Origin of the sequence: Brucella rhizosphaerae (genome assembly GCF_002252475.1) — a bacterium.
In the GTDB taxonomy this organism is placed as follows: domain Bacteria; phylum Pseudomonadota; class Alphaproteobacteria; order Rhizobiales; family Rhizobiaceae; genus Brucella; species Brucella rhizosphaerae.
This window is the reverse complement of record NZ_NNRK01000012.1, coordinates 127,321-145,632: the sequence shown is the minus strand read 5'-3', so window position 1 is coordinate 145,632 and position 18,312 is coordinate 127,321. Positions and strand designations below refer to the sequence as shown.

The following is an 18,312-nucleotide window of genomic DNA, read 5'->3' as shown; positions in this document are numbered from 1 at the left end:
ACACAATGACCTTCTTTGCGCGGGAGTCATGTCGATGGATGTCTGTATCCATCGACATGGAGCAGGCCACTACGCCCCCTCGCCTCTGCTTGCTTCAGCGGCGGCGGGCGCAACAGACGTGATAAGTTCACTCGATCGCTGTGACCAGCGGTGAGATATTCTCTTCAAAGAACTCCGAAAACGCAGCAATTCGCGGCGGAAGTTTCTGGTAAGGCGGGTAATAGAGCGTCAGCCAAAGTTGCGGAGGTTGCCATTCCGGCAAGATAGCGACAAGGCGCCCCGCCGCCAGATAATCCGCGACGATAAAGCTGGGCAGAAGCGCAACGCCACCCCCATCCGCAGCCATACGTGCAAGGACCTCGCCATTGTTGGAGCTGACGGAACGGCCTGCGGAAACGGTCAAGTTCACGTCGTCATTCGACAATTGCCAAAGTTCCCGGCGGCTTTCAGAACTGTAGCCAAAACAGTCATCCGCCATCAACTCATCCGGATGTTGTACCGCAGCATAAGACGTTCCTGGCGCGGCAACCATCACGCGCTTCACCGCACAGATTTTCCTCCAGATCGTGAACTTGTCAGATGGGGGTTCCGAAACGCGGATCGCAAGGTCGAAATCCTCATCAACCATGTCCAACAATTTGTCCGTCAGTGAAATCTCCAGATGGACCTTTGGATAGACGGCGCGAAAACCGCTTAGAATTTGCGCAAGAACCCGCTGACCCAGCGACATAGGGGCATTGATCCTGATCCGGCCTTCATCCGCCTTATGTGACGCGAGTAATTCGGCCCGCGCTCCATCAAAGGCCTCCATAGCTGGCTCAATCCGGGCTGCGAACACCGCACCATCAGTTGTCAGCGACACTTGCCGTGTTGTGCGCATAAAAAGCTGCACACCCAATTCCGCCTCAAGCGCGGCAATAGTCCGCGTTACGGATGCTGGCGTGACGTCAAGCTCTTTGGCGGCTTGTGCGAAGTTTCGTTTGTCCGCAGCAACGAGAAACGTGCGGAGTGCTTTCAATTCGTCCATTTGATTATTGCGCCTCGCGTAATGCATTATCAACTATTTATGCAATTACACGCAATCATCAACTATATTATGGTCACGTCAACTACTGATATTGACTTACTTAAATGGGTCCATAGCTAGTTTGCGTCAACGAGGCTCTAGCGTGGATCTGTGCGTGAAAAGGCAGAAAATCTATGCTGAAACAGATCAAAGGCCTCCATCATATTACGTCGATGGCTGCTGACGCTCGTCAGAATAATGCCTTCTTCACCGACACGCTTGGTTTGCGCCGGGTCAAGAAGACTGTGAACTTTGACGAACCGAGTGTCTATCATCTCTATTATGGCGATGAGGTCGGCACTCCGGGCACAGTTATGACCTATTTCCCCTTCCCCAACATTGGAGCCAGCCGTCCGGGTGTGGGTGAAGTCGGCGAAACGCAATTTTCAGTGCCGAAAGGCGCACTTGCTTTCTGGAAAGACCGCTTTGCGGCCAAAGGCATTAACGGACTTGAAGCTGACAAGACCTTTGGCGCAGATCGTCTGCGGTTCCGTGGGCCTGACGGTGACGGCTTTTCGCTGATTGAAACGGCCGATGATGCGCGCGCACCTTGGACGAATGCCGGTGTTTCGGAGCAAGCAGCAATCCGTGGTTTCAGCGGAGCACGGCTGCGTCTGCGTGACACCGCAGCCACAGCCGAACTGCTACGCTTCATGGGTTACGATGCGTTGGAAACCGAGGGCAACGTCACTCGTTTCATCATGCCTGACGGCAATGGCGCCGATACGATTGATCTTGAATCATTACCGCAAGGCCCTTCGGCCTGGCAAGGAGCCGGTTCAGTCCATCATATAGCATTCGCAGTGCCTGATCGCGCTACCCAGCTTGAAGTACGCAAAGCGCTGATGGATACGGGCTATCAGGTCACGCCGGTGATAGACCGGGATTATTTCTGGGCAATCTACTTCCGCACACCTGGCGGTGTCCTGTTCGAGGTGGCCACAAATGAGCCAGGTTTCGACCGCGACGAGGATACGGCCCATCTTGGCGAGAACCTGAAATTACCAGCTCGTTACGAGAACTATCGAGACAAGATCGAAGCGCATCTCGAACCGCTCGGCAAATAAACCGTCGAGCTCTCGCAACACAGGATCGTTTCGCCATGACATATCACAGTTTCCGCCACGAAGGTGCTCCGCAAGCCCCGGTCTTTCTGGCCCTTCATGGAACGGGCGGAGATGAGTATCTGTTCGTCGATCTTATCCAGACTTTTGCACCGAACGCGGGTATCGTCGCACCCAGAGGTGATGTCTCCGAATTTGGAGCGAACCGCTTTTTCCGTCGCACGGCGGAAGGTGTCTACGATATGGACGATCTCGAGCTGCGCACGCGCAACATGCTTGATTTCGTGGCGCTGGTGCGCGCGGACTATCCCAACCGGCCACTTTATGCGTTCGGCTTTTCCAATGGCGCAAATATTCTCGCCTCAATGCTGTTTCAGCGTCCGGGTCTTTTCGATCGCGCCGCGCTGCTTCATCCGTTCATCCCTTGGAAGCCCGCCGCGCAACCAGCGCTGAAAGGGTTACCAATCTTCATCAGTGCGGGTCGCAATGATCCAATCTGCCCCTTGCCACAGTCGTTAGCCCTGATCGACTGGTTCACCCATCAAGGTGCTGCCGTCGAGAGCCTGATCGAGCCCGGTGGGCATCAGATCACGCAAAACGAATTGAACGGCTTGTTTGGCTTCCTACTGCATCCGCAATCCGCTGGGGAGTTGTCCCAATGAACCTTTTACACCCGTATCTCCTTTCGCTTGTTGTCGGCGTCGGCGTCGGCGCAATCTATGCGGGGCTTGCAGTCAAGTCCCCCGCGCCGCCGATTATCGCACTGCTCGGCCTTCTCGGCATGGTCGCCGGCGAAGCCGGTGTGCAATGGCTGAAGGGCAACAAGAACGTCGTGCAATCCTGCCTGCATGAGAAATCCTTCGCCATCAACAGCACAGATCCCACGCCCAAAGACCGTGATTCTGTCTAAGGCGCATCTTCCCTCCCTCCCAAACCTCAGGAGTTTTTAATGTCTACCAAGCTTGAAGTTCTGACGCCTCAAAACAGCCAGGTCATCTTCATCGACCAGCAGCCACAGATGGCATTTGGCGTCCAGTCGATTGATCGTCAGGTCCTGAAGAATAACGTGGTGGGGCTCGCCAAAGCAGCCAAGGTCTTCCAGGTGCCAACCACGATCACAACGGTCGAGACTGAAAGCTTTTCGGGTCACACCTACCCTGAGCTACTGGCTGTATTCCCTGAGAACAAGCTCCTGGAACGCACTTCCATGAACTCATGGGACGATCAGAATGTGCGTGACGCGCTGGCTGCAAACGCCGCCAAGGGTCGCAAGAAGATTATCGTTTCGGGACTTTGGACCGAGGTATGCAACATAACCTTCGCGCTGTCGTGCCTGCACGACACTGACTACGAAATCTATATGGTGGCCGATGCATCAGGCGGCACATCAGTCGATGCGCACAAATATGCGATGGACCGCATGTTTCAGGTCGGCGTCGTGCCTGTAACCTGGCAGCAGGTATTGCTGGAGTGGCAGCGCGACTGGGCTCGCCGCGACACGTATGACGCAGTGATGGGCATCGTGCGCGACCATTCCGGCGCTTATGGAATGGGCGTCGATTACGCCTACACCATGGTTCACAAAGCCGCCGAACGCGTCACGCATGGCGAGCGCATCGGACCAAATCCGGCCAAGTAATTCAACAATGGCGGCGGCCCGGGCTTTGATCCGGGCCGCCTTTCTTCCCTCGTCATTCGCCAGGAAGGCATTCATGACCGACACGTTACGGGGAACCGGCGCGGCCTTTGCACATACGGACAGTTTCATTGAGGACTTCTGGGCAAAGGAGCAGCACATTGCAGAGCTGCATCCTTTCGTCCGAACCCAGTCCTTGCGCCATCAGGAGGGGTTCGATGTCGTTCAAAATTGATGCAAACAGCCCGATTTCGGGCGTGGTGAAGTTTATAGCACTGCTGGGACTGTGCGCTGCCTACATTCAGGGCGGTCTGGTCAAGCTGACTGACTTTCAGGGTGCCATTGGAGAGATGACGCATTTCGGGCTCAAGCCGCCTGTGATTTTTTCAGCAGCGGTAATCGTACTGGAACTGGCGGCATCCGCGATGATCCTTACGGGACGATGGCGCTGGCTAGGGGCATTGGCGCTTGGTGGGTTTACACTTTTGGCCACCTTCCTAGCGTTGCGGTTTTGGGAAATGCCCGTAGGCCAGGACCGATTTATGGCCGCCAATTCCTTCTTCGAGCATCTCGGGCTGGCGGGGGGCTTTCTCCTCGTTGCGTGGCTGGATCTGACCAGCCGAACAGACACGACTAAAGGCGTTTAATTTACAGAAAAGGCCGACCAGCAGTGTTGGTCTGAAACAATAGAGAGGAGTTCGGGATGTTCCGTCCAAACCGTCGTCAGGCGCTTGCCGGTTTAGCGGCTTCAACGCTTCTGTCTTCAACACGCAGCTTTGCGCAGGAGGCTACCATGCGGGAAAAAGACCTTATCATTGTCAACGCAAAAGTAACGACACTGGACCGCCAGAACCCTTCCGCCGAAGCGGTGGCTATTCGGGACGGCAAGTTTCTCACAGTGGGAACCGAAGCCGAGGTTCGCGCTGCAGCCCCCGACGCAACGATTGTTGACGTCAAAGGTCGGCGTATCATCCCCGGCCTGATCGACAGCCATACACATGTCATTCGCGGTGGCCTGAACTACAATATGGAACTGCGCTGGGATGGTGTTCCCAGCCTTGCCGATGCACTCACAATGCTCAAGCAGCAAGTGGATCGCACGCCAGCCCCGCAATGGGTGCGTGTCGTTGGTGGCTTCACCGAGCATCAATTTGCCGAAAAGCGTTTGCCTACGCTTGAAGAGCTGAACGCAATCGCACCAGATACGCCTGTCTTCATCCTGCATCTGTATGACCGCGCACTTCTCAACGCCGCGGCACTGCGTGTGGTAGGCTATACGAAAGATACGCCGAACCCTCCCGGAGGTGAGATCGTGCACGATGCAGCAGGCAACCCGACCGGTCTTCTGCTCGCCCAGCCCAATGCCACAATCCTTTACTCGACCTTGGCTCAGGGACCGAAACTGCCACCTGAATATCAGGTCAATTCCACGCGTCATTTCATGCGAGAAATCAATGCGCTCGGCGTCACAAGCGTGATCGACGCAGGCGGTGGCTTCCAGAACTATCCCGACGATTACGAAATCGTCGAAAAACTGCATGCCGAAGATCAGCTTACTGTCCGCATCAGCTACAACCTCTTCACGCAGAAGCCAAAAGAAGAGCTTGCAGATTTCTCCTCTTGGGTGAAACAAGTTTCACCCGGGCAGGGCGACGATAAATATCGTCATAATGGTGCTGGCGAAATGCTTGTTTATTCCGCCGCCGACTTCGAGGACTTCCGTGTCGAGCGCCCGGAAATGCCAGCCAATATGGAAACGGATCTCGAGCCGGTTGTCCGTTTGCTGGCCGAAAACAAATGGCCATGGCGTCTGCATGCCACTTATGACCAGACGATCAGCCGTGCCCTTGATGTTTTTGAGAAGGTCAACCGTGACGTGCCGATATCCGGCATCAACTGGTTTTTCGATCATGCAGAAACGATCAGCGACCGCAATATCGATCGTATAGCAGCACTTGGCGGCGGTATCGCCGTTCAGCATCGCATGGCCTTTCAGGGCGAATATTTTGTCGAACGCTACGGTGCTAAGGCTGCGGAACGCACACCGCCAATCCAGAAAATGCTCGCTGCCGGTATTCCTGTCGGCGGCGGCACGGATGCAACACGCGTAGCCAGCTATAATCCATGGGTTTCGCTTTCATGGCTGGTAACGTCGAAGACCGTGGGCGGCCTTACGCTTTATCCGGCAGCCAATCGTCTCGACCGTGAAACGGCGCTGCGTCTGTGGACAGAGGCCAATACGTGGTTCTCCAACGAGCAAGGCAAAAAGGGACAGATCAAGGTGGGGCAGCTAGCCGACCTTGCCGTCCTTTCAGACGACTATTTCTCTGTTCCGCAAAGCGATATCGTGCATCTGCGCTCGGTCCTGACGGTACTCGGTGGTAGGATTGTGCATGGCGATGGCGAGTACACCCCGCTTGCACCTGAACTGCCCGCGCCGATGCCCAACTGGTCACCTGTTGCCACCTTCGGCGGTTACTACAAGACAAAGGAAGCGCGCCAGAAGCTGTCAATAAATTGCGGCTGCACCAATAATTGCTCGGTGCATGGCCATGATCATGCGGCTTCTCTGGGAGCAGATGTTCCCGCATCCGACGCCAGAACGTTCTGGGGTGCATTGGGTTGCGGTTGTTGGGCAGTCTGAGTTGACGCCCACCCTTCTTAATATTGAGCGGGTGCGAGACGATCGCACCCGCTCCAAGGTTCAGCACCAAAAGCCGGACCGTATGTTCCATTGGTAAGGAGCCAAAATGACGACATCTGAGACAGCAACGCAGCCAACAAAAAGCCCATTGACCTACCCGGTTTTCCGGGCCCTGTGGATTGCCACCATCATCTCCAATATCGGCACGTGGATGAACGACGTCGGCTCTGCATGGCTGATGACTTCGTTGTCTCCGAGCCCGCTGCTTGTTGCCCTGGTTCAAGCGGCAACGACGCTTCCCATGTTTCTTCTGGCGCTGCCCGCGGGAGCATTGGCAGATATTGTCGATCGTCGGCGTATGTTGCTGGCCTCGCAGCTTCTCGGTTTGGCGGCTGCAGCCACCCTTGCCTTACTGACCTTCAGTGATTTGACGACACCCTGGGTTCTGCTTGCCGGAACATTCGTGCTGGGTATCTCGGCTGCACTGAGTGCCCCCGTTTTCCAAGCTATCGTACCGGAGCTGGTGGATAGTCCTGCTCTGCCTGATGCGATTGCATTGAACAGCCTCGGCATCAATATTTCGCGTGCAATCGGCCCGGCTCTCGGCGGGGTGATCGTCGCGATTGCCGGAACGCCGGCCGTTTACGCATTGAACGCAGTGTCTGTCATTGCGGTTCTCGCTGTATTGTTCGTCTGGAAACGCCAGCCCAACGTCAACAGCCTGCCACCTGAGCATTTTTTCGGCGCGTTGAAAGCTGGATACCGCTATGCCAGGCACTCTCCTGCCATGCGGCTGGTCCTGATCCGGGCCTTCAGCTTCTTTCTGTTCGGCAGCGCGCTTTGGGCCATGCTGCCTCTGGTTGGACGACGTGGCCTGGGGCTGGATGCAGCTGGCTACGGCGCGCTTCTCGGAGCGATGGGCGTTGGCGCAGTTCTCGGTGCCGTATTGTTGAAGCGACTGCGCAAAACAATTGACGCCAATACAATCTCAATCTGGGCGACATGCCTGTTCGCTCTCGCCACGCTGATGCTGGCGCTTGTACCCAATGCCTGGTTTGCCGGGGCAGTGATGTTTGTTGCAGGTCTCGCCTGGATCGGAATGCTGACCTCGCTGAACGTTGCCGCGCAGATGGCCGCACCTGGTTGGGTCAAGGCACGTGCACTCGCTGTCTATTTGCTTGTTTTCCAAGGTGCTATGACCGGAGGCAGTATTCTGTGGGGCACTCTGGCCACGAATGCCAACGTTGCCACAGCATTGTCCATAGCTGCCGTCGGACTGGCATCGACAGTTTTACTCGCCCGAATCTGGCAATTGCCGAAGGATACGGCTGTTGACCTTGCCCCCTCAAACCATTGGACCGAGCCGGTTCTCGCTACCCCACCCAAAGGCGATCAGGGTCCGGTGCTGATCGAGATTGAATATCGCGTCGACCCCGTCCGTCAGGCTGATTTCATTGCCGCTCTGCGCCACTTCAGCTCGGTCAGGCAACGCGATGGCGCGATCCGTTGGGACGTCTGGGAAGATGTCGCTGATCCGGGCAAAGTCGTCGAGGCGTTTATCGTCGAAAGCTGGCTGGAGCATCAGCGTCAGCATAAGCGAGTAACGCATACCGACCAGATCGATCAGAAAACGCTGCACGCATTCCATGTCGGAGATGAGGGACCTGTAGTCAGGCATTTCCTGAAGCCAGTTCCGTCTCAGAAAGGTGTCCGATGAACTTTTCTCTCCTCTCGTATCAGCCCTATCTTCTCAGCTTGCTGAGAGCTGTTTCGGCGCTGGTTCTCTTTAGCTACGGGACCCAGAAGATACTGGGTTTCCCTGCAAGCGACGGGCCGCCCGTGGGATCGCTTCCCTGGATCGCAGGAGTGTTCGAGCTTATTCTTGGCTTTACTGTTCTGATCGGCTTTCAGACACGGATATCCGCCTTCATTCTGTCGGGTCTGATGGCTTTCGCCTATTTCCTGCGCCACGCCCCGCAAGGCTTATATCCAACGCAAAATGGCGGTGTAGCCGCGATCCTGTTCTGCTTCATATTTCTTTACTTGTCGTCCGCAGGCGCTGGACCGGTCAGCGTCGATGCGATGGCACGCAAAGAATAATTACGAGCATGACACGCGATCAGACATTGAAATCCCGAAATTGATCGAGGACAAAAATCATGAGCTGGAACCCAACACAATCGCCTGACTGCCCTGAAGATCATGGCAGTCTGGACGCCATTGAAACGCTTATCATTCCAAGGACACGGGATCTCGGCGGCTTTGAAGTGCGTCGTGCACTGCCTGCGCCAGCACGCCAAATGGTTGGCCCGTTTATCTTCTTCGATCAGATGGGACCAGCCGAATTCCTGAGCGGCGGCGGCATCGACGTTCGCCCACACCCTCATATTGGCTTGGCGACCGTAACTTATCTTTATAAGGGGGAGTTCCACCATCGCGACAGCACCGGCGCAGATCAGATGGTGTATCCCGGCGAAGTAAACTGGATGATTGCCGGCGGCGGGGTTACTCATTCGGAGCGTACAAGCGAGGCCATGCGCCAAACTCCCGGTTCGCTGTTCGGGGTCCAGACCTGGGTGGCTCTGCCCGAAAAGAACGAAGAACAGGACGCGGTCTTCGAACACCACGGGAAGGAAGCGCTGCCATTCTTTGAAGATGGGGGTTCGCAGGTACGGCTCATTCTTGGCAATGCGTGGGGAGAACGAGCCCCGGTCAAAACCTTTACCGACATGTTTTACGCCGATGTTGTTTTGACAGCCGGCGCGAAGCTGCCATTGCCGGACAACCACGAAGATCGCGGCGTTTATGTCGTTGAAGGCAGCATCTCTATCGCAGGAGAGATTTTCGAAGCCGGACGTATGATGGTCTTCCGACCCGGAGATCGCATCACGCTTGTTGCGGGCGAAACGGGTGCACGTCTCATGGCGCTGGGAGGGGAAACCTTGAACGGGCCACGATATATCTCATGGAATTTCGTTGCCTCCTCACCCGAAAAAATTGAAGCCGCCAAAGAAGCCTGGAGACAAGGTGACTGGGAACACGGTCGATTCCATCTCCCTCCCGGCGATGAAAAGGAGTTCATTCCGCTTCCCGACACCGTGGTCTGAGCACTTTAGTCAAGCATACTGATCGCTCGTATTTTCATCGTCTCATGTGAGTTACAGAAGATGCAACCTTCCGAACCCATCACAACAACAGAGTTGCGGATTGTCGATGCCGATGGGCATCCGCGCCTCCTGCTGTCCGTAAAGGATGGCTTGCCGACGGTGGCATTTATGAACACGCAAGGCGATGTCGGCATGCGCCTGCAACTCGATTCCCAAGGTCTTCCGAGCGTTGTACTCGCCAATCCTGACCCGACTGGACCAACGGCCAGGTTCGAGATTGATGGGAAAGGCGCACATGTGAAGCTTGACGGAGCGGATGCTGCATCCGCCTATCTTTTCCTGAACAATGGCAGCACGTCAGGCTTAGTATTGAACGACGCCAACGGACAGCGAAGGATCGGCGCAACGGTCACAGCCGATGGAATAAGTCAGATCGTAAGCTACGACGACAGCGGCGCGCCGATCACCAATGACACTACTGGCTGAACCTGAAAATGCATCGGCGTGAGGTCCTTTAACAATGAGAATGGAAAGGGATATGAGGTGAAACGAACGGTTCCATCGCTTCTGAGCTTCAATGCCGGCTATGTCGATACGGCTGGCTTCCTGGCTCTGCAGGGGCTTTTTACAGCTCACGTTACCGGCAATTTCGTGACCTTCGGGGCTGCGCTAGCCCATGGCACATCAGGCGCGTTCGCCAAACTGCTGGCGTTACCGGTCTTCTGTGTGGTCGTAATCATCACACGCATTGTATCCTTGCGATTGCCGCGCCTCGGGCTACCTATTCTGAAAACCATGGTTGGCGTCAAAGTCGTAGTGCTTATCTTAGGCGCCTCACTTATGATTGTTTGGGGTCCGTTTGCAGATGCAGATAGCTGGAGAGCGATTGTGGCTGGCATGACGCTCGTTGCGGCCATGGCGATACAGAACGCTATTCACCGGGTCCATCTCGCCAAAGCCCCACCAACGACCTTGATGACCGGCACGTCGACACAGATCATGCTCGACGTCGCCGATCTTCTCTCTGGCGCGGCTCCCGAAAAACGTGCCGAGATTTACGGCCGCTTGACGAAGATGGCGCCCAGTGTTGGTGCCTTTATTCTTGGATGCCTGATGTCGGCCTTGCTATACATGGCGTTCGGACTTCAGCTCTTCATCTTGCCGCCGCTGGTTGCACTTGTAACGCTCGCGCTCATTCATTTTCGGCCCGATCCCGATTTCACCTGAATCAAAATGACGATACCAACTGATCGCGCCGCCTGCATTCAACCCGCGATTGGGGGATTCAACCGTGCGAAGCCTTCCTGCCGACGATAAGGAGCGTGGGGATAAGGCGCAACAACAGCACTAGCCACATCCAGTCTCGCAATATGCTCCGGTGTGAGGTTCCACCCGACGGCGCCTAAATTCTGGCGAAGCTGTTCCTCGTTACGTGCACCTATAATAACTGAGGAAACCGTAGGCCGCTGCAATAGCCAGTTCAACGCAATTTGAGGAACAGTTTTACCGGTTTCCTCGGCTATCGCGTCAAGCGCATCAACCACACGATAGAGATGTTCATCCTCCACCGAAGGGCCAAAGTCCGCAGTCTTGTGCAGGCGGCTACCTTCCGGGAGCGTCGTGCCTCTACGGATCCTGCCCGTCAGCCGCCCCCAGCCGAGTGGGCTCCATATCATCGCGCCAAGACCTTGATCAGCTCCGAGCGGCATCAGATCCCACTCGTAATCACGCCCGACCAGTGAATAATACACCTGATTAACGACGTAGCGCGGCCAGCCATATCGATCAGCCACGGCCAGGGATTTCATCACCTGCCAGCCTGAGAAATTTGAGACGCCAACATAGCGGATTTTGCCCGCTCGCACGAGCGCATCGAGGGTCGACAGCACCTCCTCGACGGGCGTGAAAGCATCGAACGCGTGAAGCTGAAACATGTCGATATAATCGGTCTGAAGCCGGCGCAGCGCGTCGTCAACTGCTCGAATTAGCCGGAAACGGGATGAACCGGCATCATTCGGCCCCTCTCCCACAGGCAGGCTGGCCTTGGTCGAGATCAGCACCCTATCGCGCCGTCCCTTGATGGCTTCGCCCAGCACCTCTTCCGACGCGCCATCGGAATAGACACCCGCCGTGTCAAACAGATTGACGCCAGCTTCCAGACATATGTCGACGAGGCGACGCGCCTCTGTAGCATCCGAACTGCCCCAGTTGCTGAACAATGGGCCGGAACCACCGAAGGTGCCCGCGCCAAAACTGAGGACCGGAACTTTGAGGCCGGATTTGCCGAGATAGCGAATTTCCATGAGAATATTCCTTGTGTTGTCTGAGGATGGATCGGCGACCAGGAAGCGCATTGAGATCGATGGCATTGGCCATTGTCCGATTGCCCTCATCTCCAAGATGGAGATGGCCCTATGAATAAAATGCCGGATTGAGACCCTCAATATGAGGTGTGCCGCGAGACAATTCGGTAATGTCAACGGCACTGGTCGTCCGGTCGCAGAGCACTGGACGCATGATCTTAATCCCAAAGTTCTTTCTTCTCCCCGAAGATAGACGTTGGAAAACAGATGAAATAGAATGCTCATAAGAACATCAGTTGTGAATTGAATTCATCATGACGAGACTAGAGATCAATCGATCCGGTGAGATGGAAGTGTTCGTGCGTGTGGTCGAACTCGGTGGCTTCTCACATGCAGCGCGTGCCGTCGGCCTGACGCCTTCGGCAGTCAGCAAGCTCATTTCACGTCTGGAAGCACGGTTAGGGTCGCGGCTTCTCAATCGCTCGACACGGCAACTTCAGATCACGCCGGAAGGCTGCGCTTTCTACGAACGGGCGTCCCGCATCCTCGCTGATCTGGAAGACGCCGAGCGTGCGGCAAGCATAGGCGAACAGCCGGTCGGCCGTGTGCGCATTAATACGAGCGCCTCCTATGCCACTCATATCCTCGCGCCGGTGCTGCCGGAGTTTCTGGCGCTCCATCCGGGCGTCACACTCGACATCGTGCAAACGGATGACGTGGTCGATCTTCTGGCCGAGCGCACTGACGTTGCAGTCCGCGCAGGGCCGCTCAAGAACTCAAGCCTAGTCGCTCGCAAACTGGGCGAAACAGCACTGACCATCGTCGCCGCGCCGTCCTATCTGGAAAAATATGGTGAACCGCGCACTATAGCCGATCTGGAAGGGCACAATCGCCTCGGCTTTGGCTACACAAGAGCGACAGATGGCTGGCCGCTCCGTGAGAAAGGCGAAACCATCATGGTTCCCAATACAGGCCGTGTGCAGACGAGCGACGGCGAAGGCCTGCGTCGTCTCGCTCTGGCTGGTGTTGGAATGGCCCGCATGGCTGCTTTCACCGTACAAAAGGATATAGCTGCCGGACGTTTGATACCGGTGCTTTGTCATCTGGATACGGGCGAGACGGAAGTGTTTCATGCGGTCTATGTCGGCCAGGGCGGATGGCTCCCTTCGCGGGTCCGCGCGTTGCTCGACTTCTTAGCAAAGCACGGGAGATTACCCCGATCAGGAATGACCCGCGTGTGACGGGTATCAAACTTTGACCTCGCGGTTGGCCATTTATAGCAGCGCGCGGAATGTCTGCACCCGGCATGATAGAATTCATCTGTATAGTCGCCACAGGCTTTGATTTTGTCAGTGCGTGTCTGGATATTGACTAGCCTTCTGGAGGGTGCACGATCAACGTGATGCAGCCCGTTGGGCGTCATTCCAGCAAGTCATAGATTGATTTCAGATGTTTTTTCATTGCCAGACGAGCGGCTTCTCCGTCTCGTCGTTCAATATTCATCACTATATCGCTGTGCATTTTCCCCTGCGTCACCGCATAGCGGGTTTTATTGCCTTTCCGAAAAACATCGACATGTTGTCTTTGCCAGCGCGCCCGACCCCGAACCGCTGAAAGCGTGAGAAAAAGCCCTATCAAAAGGGAATTGTGCGTTGCGCGGGCGATAGCGATGTGAAACTCGCGGTCGGCTTTCTCATATTGTTGCCAATCGTTTGCGGCGGCGGTTGCAGCGGCCAGTTTCGTCAACCATTCAATATCACTGGGCGTTGCGGAGAGTGCGGCCTGAGCGGCTAGCGCAGGTTCCAGCACCAAACGGGCTTTTAGTAGCTCTTCTGGTGATGCTGCCGCGATAATGCGGTCCATCGAACGGGGTTCCTCTGCGCCCGGATGCCCGAAAAAAGTGCCTTTGCCCTGATGCCGCCATATCTTTCCATCGCGTTCGAGCGCATCAAGCGCATGCCGCAATGTTTCACGACTGCACCCGATGATGGCCGCAAGTTCGCGTTCCGGCTTCAGGCGATCCTGTTGTTTGAGCTGCGCGCCATGCAGATAATCAAGCAGGCATAAGGTGGCTTCCTCAGATTTCATAACAGCACCAAAGCAGACCAATTTCCGGACCAATTATTGGCTTTGTACGTGTTTGACAGTCAGAGAGCAACCAACGTCGAAACGGCACCCCTTATGAAACTGGATCCTTTCCTTCTTTTGATGATCACTGCGGTGGTTATCGCAACATTTTTTCCTGCAACCGGCCATGCCGCTGAAATCGTGGACAGGCTAGGCCTGATCGGCGTTTCATTCCTGTTCTTTGCTCATGGTGCGGCGCTGTCGCGTCAGGCAGTACTTTCGGGCCTGAAGCAGTGGCAGCTGCACCTATTCATATTCGCCACAACATTTGTGGTCTTTCCGATCGCGGTGCAGCCGATAAGTTTTCTTCCGACAAGTCTTGTTCCCGAAGACCTTCAACTCGGCTTCCTCTATCTGGCGGTGTTGCCTTCGGCCGTTTCGTCTTCAATCGCTTATACGGCAATCGCTAAAGGAAGTGTCCCAGCAGCTGTTTGTAATTCGGCAGGCTCCAATGTTTTCGGACTCCTGCTGACGCCATTGCTGATGACGTTCTTTCTTAAATCATCGGCAGTGGGAGCAGCCGATCTTACACACACTATCAAAGACGTCGTGCTTCAGTTGCTTGTTCCGTTTGGGCTGGGACAAGCCATACATCCTTTGTTGGGCCGCTTTATTGCCCGGCGTAAAGACTGGCTTGAGAAATATGATCAATCCGTAATTGTGGTTATAATCTACGGTGCTTTTTCCCAGTCAGTTACGGCTGGCCTGTGGAAAATCATGCCTGCACGTTCACTAGTGCTAACGGTAATCCTGTGTACAGTTCTTCTGCTGCTCATCTTCACATTCACCATCATCTGTTCCCGGCGGCTGGGATTCACCCGGGGCGATGAAATTGCTGCGGTGTTTTGTGGATCCAAAAAGAGCTTGGCTTCGGGATTGCCATTGGCCCAGGTCTTATTTGCCGGCAACCCGGGCTTTGGCATGATCGTGCTGCCCATCATGCTTTATAATCAGATTCAAATATTGGTCGGCGCTATCCTTGCTCGCAAATATGCCCGTGGTGAAGTTTACGAAAAGCCAACAGCAGAAAATCTGCAATGATGGCTGTTGTAACATCATTTTCAGATACGGACATTTCCCCTTGGCTTTGCCCAATCAACCGGCAGCCTCTGTCAATTCAAATAGCGGAGAAAATTCGCATAGCTGTGCAAAGAGGTTACTGGGAGTCCGGACAAAAACTTCCAAATGAGATCCAGCTTTGCGAAACCTTTGAAGTGAGTAGGGGTACCTTACGTGAGGCAATAGGTATGCTGGTATTCGCTGGAATCGTTATCCGTCGACATGGCTCAGGCACATATGTGGCTGAAGTGACATCATCTGATTGATCATGGATGCATTCATCCGACCGTATACCGCACTCGATTGGCTCTCGACGTCACATTCCGCCAGAGGTGAAGGCTGGTGCTCAACTTGAAAAACTTCTAATTGATAAAACCAGCCTGAACCACGGTGATGGCAATCATGTGAAATACATCGTCAGCACTGCATCCACGGGAAAGGTCATTGGCAGGTTTGGCAAGTCCCTGCAAAACAGGCCCTATAGCAGTGGCGCCGCCGATGCGCTGGGCGATCTTGTAGCCAATATTTGCTGCATCGAGATTGGGAAATACAAACACGTTGGCCCCGCCGTGCAACACCGATTGAGGTGCTTTGGCGTCACTGATAGCTTCAACGAACGCGCTATCGAACTGCAATTCGCCATCGATGATTAGTTCGGGCATCGCAGCATGGGCAAGCCGGGTTGCCTCCACCACTTTGGATACCCGTTCATGCACAGCGCTGCCGGCTGTTGAAAACGAGAGCATCGCTACTTTCGGAGGCGTGCCTGCGAGAGCTTCAAAAGAACGCGCTGAGCTTACGGCAATATCAGCAAGGTTGTTCGCATCGGGTTCAACCACAAGGCCACAATCGGCAAAGACGAAGATGCCTTTCTTGGCATGGTGTGGCGCGCACAACATCATCAGGAAGAAGCTCGATACAAGGCCCGTGCCGGGCGCTCGACCAATGGTTTGCAGGGCGGCGCGTACTGTGTCTGCAGTTGTCGCCACCGCTCCGCCCACAGTCCCGTCTGCTTCTCCCTCGCGGACCATCATGGCCGCAAAAACAAGCGGGGAACGCAGTGCCAAAGTGGCTGCTTCTTCATCAACACCCTTACCCGCGCGAAGGACATGATAGGCCTTAGCTAATCCCGGGGCTAATCCGGACGAGATAGGGTCCTCAATCTGGAAGTCTTCGGGTATCGCCCCTGCCGCAGCAAGGCTTACCTCGATAGTCGAGCGATTCCCAACAAGAATGATCTCAGCAACCCCCTCCCGCGTGGCGCGGATCGCCCCCTCAATAATGCGCGGGTCCTCTCCCTCGGCAAGCACTATCCGGCGCGGCGATGCTTTGGCAGTTTCGATGATACGATCAAGCGGTTTCATCAGGCGAGCCCCAGATAGTGAATGCTGACAAGGATAAAGATGCGGTAATGCCACGGTAGCGAAGGTCACGAGGTCATTCTGATCACCCCGCCGCTCCCGCCCGGGGTAGCCCGGGCAGGCGCTTGGTAATCAGCCTGGATTACGCTCGCTTTTGGACGCGCATGTCCGCACGGTCAATTCCAGCAACCGGCACGGGCTTTTTCATCGCGTCACGCCGGAAGGGTTCACCGAGCTCCTGATTGAGGATGACTTCTATGAACGTCGTCACACCCTTTTCCTGCTCTGAGATCGCAGTGGAAAGCGCTTCGGTGAGTGCCGTAGTCGTATAGACGGCAACTCCCTTCAGACCACAACCCTCGGCGATTTTCGCATAGCTGAGATTGGGATTAAGTTCGGTGCCAACGAAGTTGTTCGAATACCATAGTGTCGTATTGCGCTTTTCCGCACCCCATTGGTAGTTGCGGAAGATCACCATAGTAATTGCAGGCCATCCTTCCCGGCCAATTGAGCCCATTTCATTCATCGAAATGCCGAAGGCACCGTCACCCGCAAAGCCTACTACCGGAACATCCGGGCAACCGATCTTGGCGCCGACAATCGACGGAAACCCGTATCCGCAAGGACCAAACATGCCCGGCGCAAGATACTTTCTGCCAACTTCGAAAGTTGGATAGGCGTTGCCGATTGCACAATTATTGCCAATGTCGGTCGATATGATTGCATCCTTTGGCAGAGCAGCCTGAATAGCGCGCCAGGCCTGACGGGGTGACATGCGATCAGGTTCGCGTTTACGTGCACCTTCGTTCCATTCAGTTCCGACATCATCGTCCTCGTGGTCCATTGAGGAGAGCTGTTGCTGCCACGCAGATCGGGTTTGATGGATCGTCGCTTTACGTTCTTCACGGCCCGCATCGCCAGCCGAGGGAGCAAGTTGCTCAAGAATCTGCCGCGCGACCTGTTTGGCATCACCGCAGATGCCAACCGATACTTTTTTGGTCAGCCCAATACGATCAGCGTTGATATCAACCTGAATGATCGCAGCGTTCTTCGGCCAATAATCTATGCCGTAGCCCGGCAAGGTCGAGAAGGGATTGAGGCGGGTACCAAGCGCCAACACTACGTCAGCCTTTGAGATCAGCTCCATCGCCGCTTTCGAGCCGTTGTAACCGAGTGGTCCGACCGCAAGACGATGACTACCGGGAAAAGCATCGTTGTGCTGATAGCCGCAGCAGACCGGTGCGTCGAGCTGTTCGGCGAGTTTCATTGACTCCCCGATAGCACCACCAATAACAACACCAGCACCGTTGAGGATGACTGGAAACTTTGCTTCCGACAACAGCTTTGCTGCTTCCTCGATGGCCTGCGGACCACCGATCGGACGTTCAAAACGGACGATTGCCGGTAAGTCTACATCGATCACCTGTGTCCAGTAATCGCGAGGAATATTGATCTGTGCCGGGGCGCAACCCCGCAAGGCCTTTTCAATCACCCGGTTCAGCACTTCAGGGATACGCGAGGGATCACGCACCTCTTCCTGATAACAGACCATCTCTTTGAACATGGCCATCTGATCAACTTCCTGGAAACCGCCCTGTCCAATCGTCTTGTTGGCTGCCTGTGGTGTCACCATCAAGAGCGGGGTATGGTTCCAGTAAGCCGTCTTGATGGCAGTAATAAAGCCAGTAACACCAGGGCCATTCTGGCCAATGGCGATTGACATCGTGCCTGTTGCGCGGCTGAAGCCATCTGCCATCATGCCGGCATTGGTTTCGTGAGCGCAGTCCCAGAATTTAATGCCAGCCTTTGGAAAAAGATCTGATACCGGCATCATAGCCGAGCCGATGATGCCAAAAGCATGTTCTAAACCATGCATCTGAAGAACTTTGACGAAGGCTTCCTCGGTGGTCATTTTCATGGAGAGTTCCTTTCTGAAAGGATTGGT

20 protein-coding genes and 1 pseudogene are annotated in these 18,312 nt (G+C 55.1%); 15 read left to right on the top strand and 6 right to left on the bottom strand.

What is annotated here, in order from left to right:
* Positions 1-127: 127 nt before the first annotated feature.
* The gene (locus tag CEV32_RS01655) at positions 128-1,027 is read right to left on the bottom strand and encodes a LysR family transcriptional regulator (RefSeq protein WP_094573693.1); all 900 of its coding nucleotides are present in this window, start codon (positions 1,025-1,027) and stop codon (positions 128-130) included.
* 173 nt (positions 1,028-1,200) lie between these two features.
* Between CEV32_RS01655 and CEV32_RS01650 the strand changes: the two genes are divergently transcribed.
* The 12 genes from CEV32_RS01650 (at position 1,201) to CEV32_RS01595 (ending at position 10,744) form a co-directional block, all read left to right on the top strand.
* The gene (locus CEV32_RS01650) at positions 1,201-2,133 is read left to right on the top strand and encodes a ring-cleaving dioxygenase (protein WP_094573692.1); all 933 of its coding nucleotides are present in this window, start codon (positions 1,201-1,203) and stop codon (positions 2,131-2,133) included.
* A gap of 35 nt (positions 2,134-2,168) precedes the next feature.
* The gene (locus tag CEV32_RS01645; protein ID WP_094573691.1) at positions 2,169-2,792 is read left to right on the top strand and encodes an alpha/beta hydrolase; all 624 of its coding nucleotides are present in this window, start codon (positions 2,169-2,171) and stop codon (positions 2,790-2,792) included.
* Positions 2,789-3,040, top strand: a complete 252-nt coding sequence (locus CEV32_RS01640; RefSeq protein ID WP_094573690.1) for a DUF1427 family protein — start codon at positions 2,789-2,791, stop codon at positions 3,038-3,040. Before CEV32_RS01645 ends, CEV32_RS01640 begins: the two co-directional genes overlap by 4 nt.
* A 39-nt stretch (positions 3,041-3,079) precedes the next feature.
* Positions 3,080-3,769 (top strand): hydrolase, encoded by a 690-nt coding sequence (locus tag CEV32_RS01635; RefSeq protein ID WP_094573689.1) that lies wholly within the window; start codon positions 3,080-3,082, stop codon positions 3,767-3,769.
* Positions 3,770-3,842: 73 nt separating this feature from the next.
* The gene (locus CEV32_RS23570) at positions 3,843-4,001 is read left to right on the top strand and encodes a hypothetical protein (RefSeq protein WP_167382716.1); all 159 of its coding nucleotides are present in this window, start codon (positions 3,843-3,845) and stop codon (positions 3,999-4,001) included.
* On the top strand, positions 3,985-4,413 hold the full coding sequence (locus tag CEV32_RS01625) for a DoxX family protein (protein ID WP_094573687.1): 429 nt from the start codon (positions 3,985-3,987) through the stop codon (positions 4,411-4,413). The genes CEV32_RS23570 and CEV32_RS01625 overlap by 17 nt, the downstream gene beginning before the upstream one ends.
* 56 nt (positions 4,414-4,469) lie before the next feature.
* Positions 4,470-6,410, top strand: coding sequence for an amidohydrolase (locus CEV32_RS01620; RefSeq protein ID WP_094573686.1), 1,941 nt, complete (start codon positions 4,470-4,472; stop codon positions 6,408-6,410).
* Between the two features lie 106 nt (positions 6,411-6,516).
* A complete protein-coding gene (locus CEV32_RS01615; protein WP_094573685.1) occupies positions 6,517-8,127 on the top strand; it encodes an MFS transporter in 1,611 nt (536 codons plus the stop codon).
* On the top strand, positions 8,124-8,510 hold the full coding sequence (locus tag CEV32_RS01610; protein ID WP_094573684.1) for a DoxX family protein: 387 nt from the start codon (positions 8,124-8,126) through the stop codon (positions 8,508-8,510). Before CEV32_RS01615 ends, CEV32_RS01610 begins: the two co-directional genes overlap by 4 nt.
* Positions 8,511-8,569: 59 nt before the next feature.
* Complete coding sequence (locus tag CEV32_RS01605) at positions 8,570-9,517, top strand: pirin family protein (protein ID WP_094573683.1); 948 nt, start codon at positions 8,570-8,572, stop codon at positions 9,515-9,517.
* A gap of 60 nt (positions 9,518-9,577) precedes the next feature.
* The gene (locus CEV32_RS01600; protein ID WP_094573682.1) at positions 9,578-10,003 is read left to right on the top strand and encodes a hypothetical protein; all 426 of its coding nucleotides are present in this window, start codon (positions 9,578-9,580) and stop codon (positions 10,001-10,003) included.
* A gap of 57 nt (positions 10,004-10,060) precedes the next feature.
* Positions 10,061-10,744: a YoaK family protein gene (locus CEV32_RS01595; RefSeq protein ID WP_094573681.1), complete on the top strand. Its 684-nt coding sequence runs from the start codon at positions 10,061-10,063 to the stop codon at positions 10,742-10,744.
* 38 nt (positions 10,745-10,782) lie between these two features.
* Here the strand turns inward: CEV32_RS01595 and CEV32_RS01590 are convergent, their stop codons facing one another.
* Positions 10,783-11,820: an aldo/keto reductase gene (locus tag CEV32_RS01590; RefSeq protein WP_094573680.1), complete on the bottom strand. Its 1,038-nt coding sequence runs from the start codon at positions 11,818-11,820 to the stop codon at positions 10,783-10,785.
* Positions 11,821-12,134: 314 nt separating this feature from the next.
* On the opposite strand from CEV32_RS01590, the gene CEV32_RS01585 reads away from it, so the two are divergent.
* Positions 12,135-13,061: a LysR family transcriptional regulator gene (locus tag CEV32_RS01585; protein WP_094573679.1), complete on the top strand. Its 927-nt coding sequence runs from the start codon at positions 12,135-12,137 to the stop codon at positions 13,059-13,061.
* 178 nt (positions 13,062-13,239) lie between these two features.
* Here CEV32_RS01585 and CEV32_RS01580 read toward each other — a convergent pair whose 3' ends face one another.
* Both CEV32_RS01580 and CEV32_RS24050 read right to left on the bottom strand, forming a co-directional pair.
* A complete protein-coding gene (locus CEV32_RS01580) occupies positions 13,240-13,683 on the bottom strand; it encodes a FadR/GntR family transcriptional regulator (protein WP_235818683.1) in 444 nt (147 codons plus the stop codon).
* A gap of 93 nt (positions 13,684-13,776) precedes the next feature.
* Positions 13,777-13,908: pseudogene (locus tag CEV32_RS24050) on the bottom strand (hypothetical protein); the annotation flags it as partial.
* Between the two features lie 93 nt (positions 13,909-14,001).
* Between CEV32_RS24050 and CEV32_RS01575 the strand changes: the two are divergent.
* Both CEV32_RS01575 and CEV32_RS01570 read left to right on the top strand, forming a co-directional pair.
* A complete protein-coding gene (locus tag CEV32_RS01575; protein WP_094573677.1) occupies positions 14,002-14,988 on the top strand; it encodes a bile acid:sodium symporter family protein in 987 nt (328 codons plus the stop codon).
* Positions 14,985-15,272, top strand: coding sequence for a FadR/GntR family transcriptional regulator (locus CEV32_RS01570; protein WP_094573676.1), 288 nt, complete (start codon positions 14,985-14,987; stop codon positions 15,270-15,272). The genes CEV32_RS01575 and CEV32_RS01570 overlap by 4 nt, the downstream gene beginning before the upstream one ends.
* A 96-nt stretch (positions 15,273-15,368) precedes the next feature.
* On the opposite strand, the gene pta is transcribed toward CEV32_RS01570, so the two are convergent.
* Positions 15,369-16,370, bottom strand: a complete 1,002-nt coding sequence (gene pta, locus CEV32_RS01565) for a phosphate acetyltransferase (RefSeq protein WP_094573675.1) — start codon at positions 16,368-16,370, stop codon at positions 15,369-15,371.
* Between the two features lie 139 nt (positions 16,371-16,509).
* Positions 16,510-18,285, bottom strand: a complete 1,776-nt coding sequence (xsc, locus tag CEV32_RS01560) for a sulfoacetaldehyde acetyltransferase (protein WP_094573674.1) — start codon at positions 18,283-18,285, stop codon at positions 16,510-16,512.
* Between the last annotated feature and the right edge of the window lie 27 nt (positions 18,286-18,312).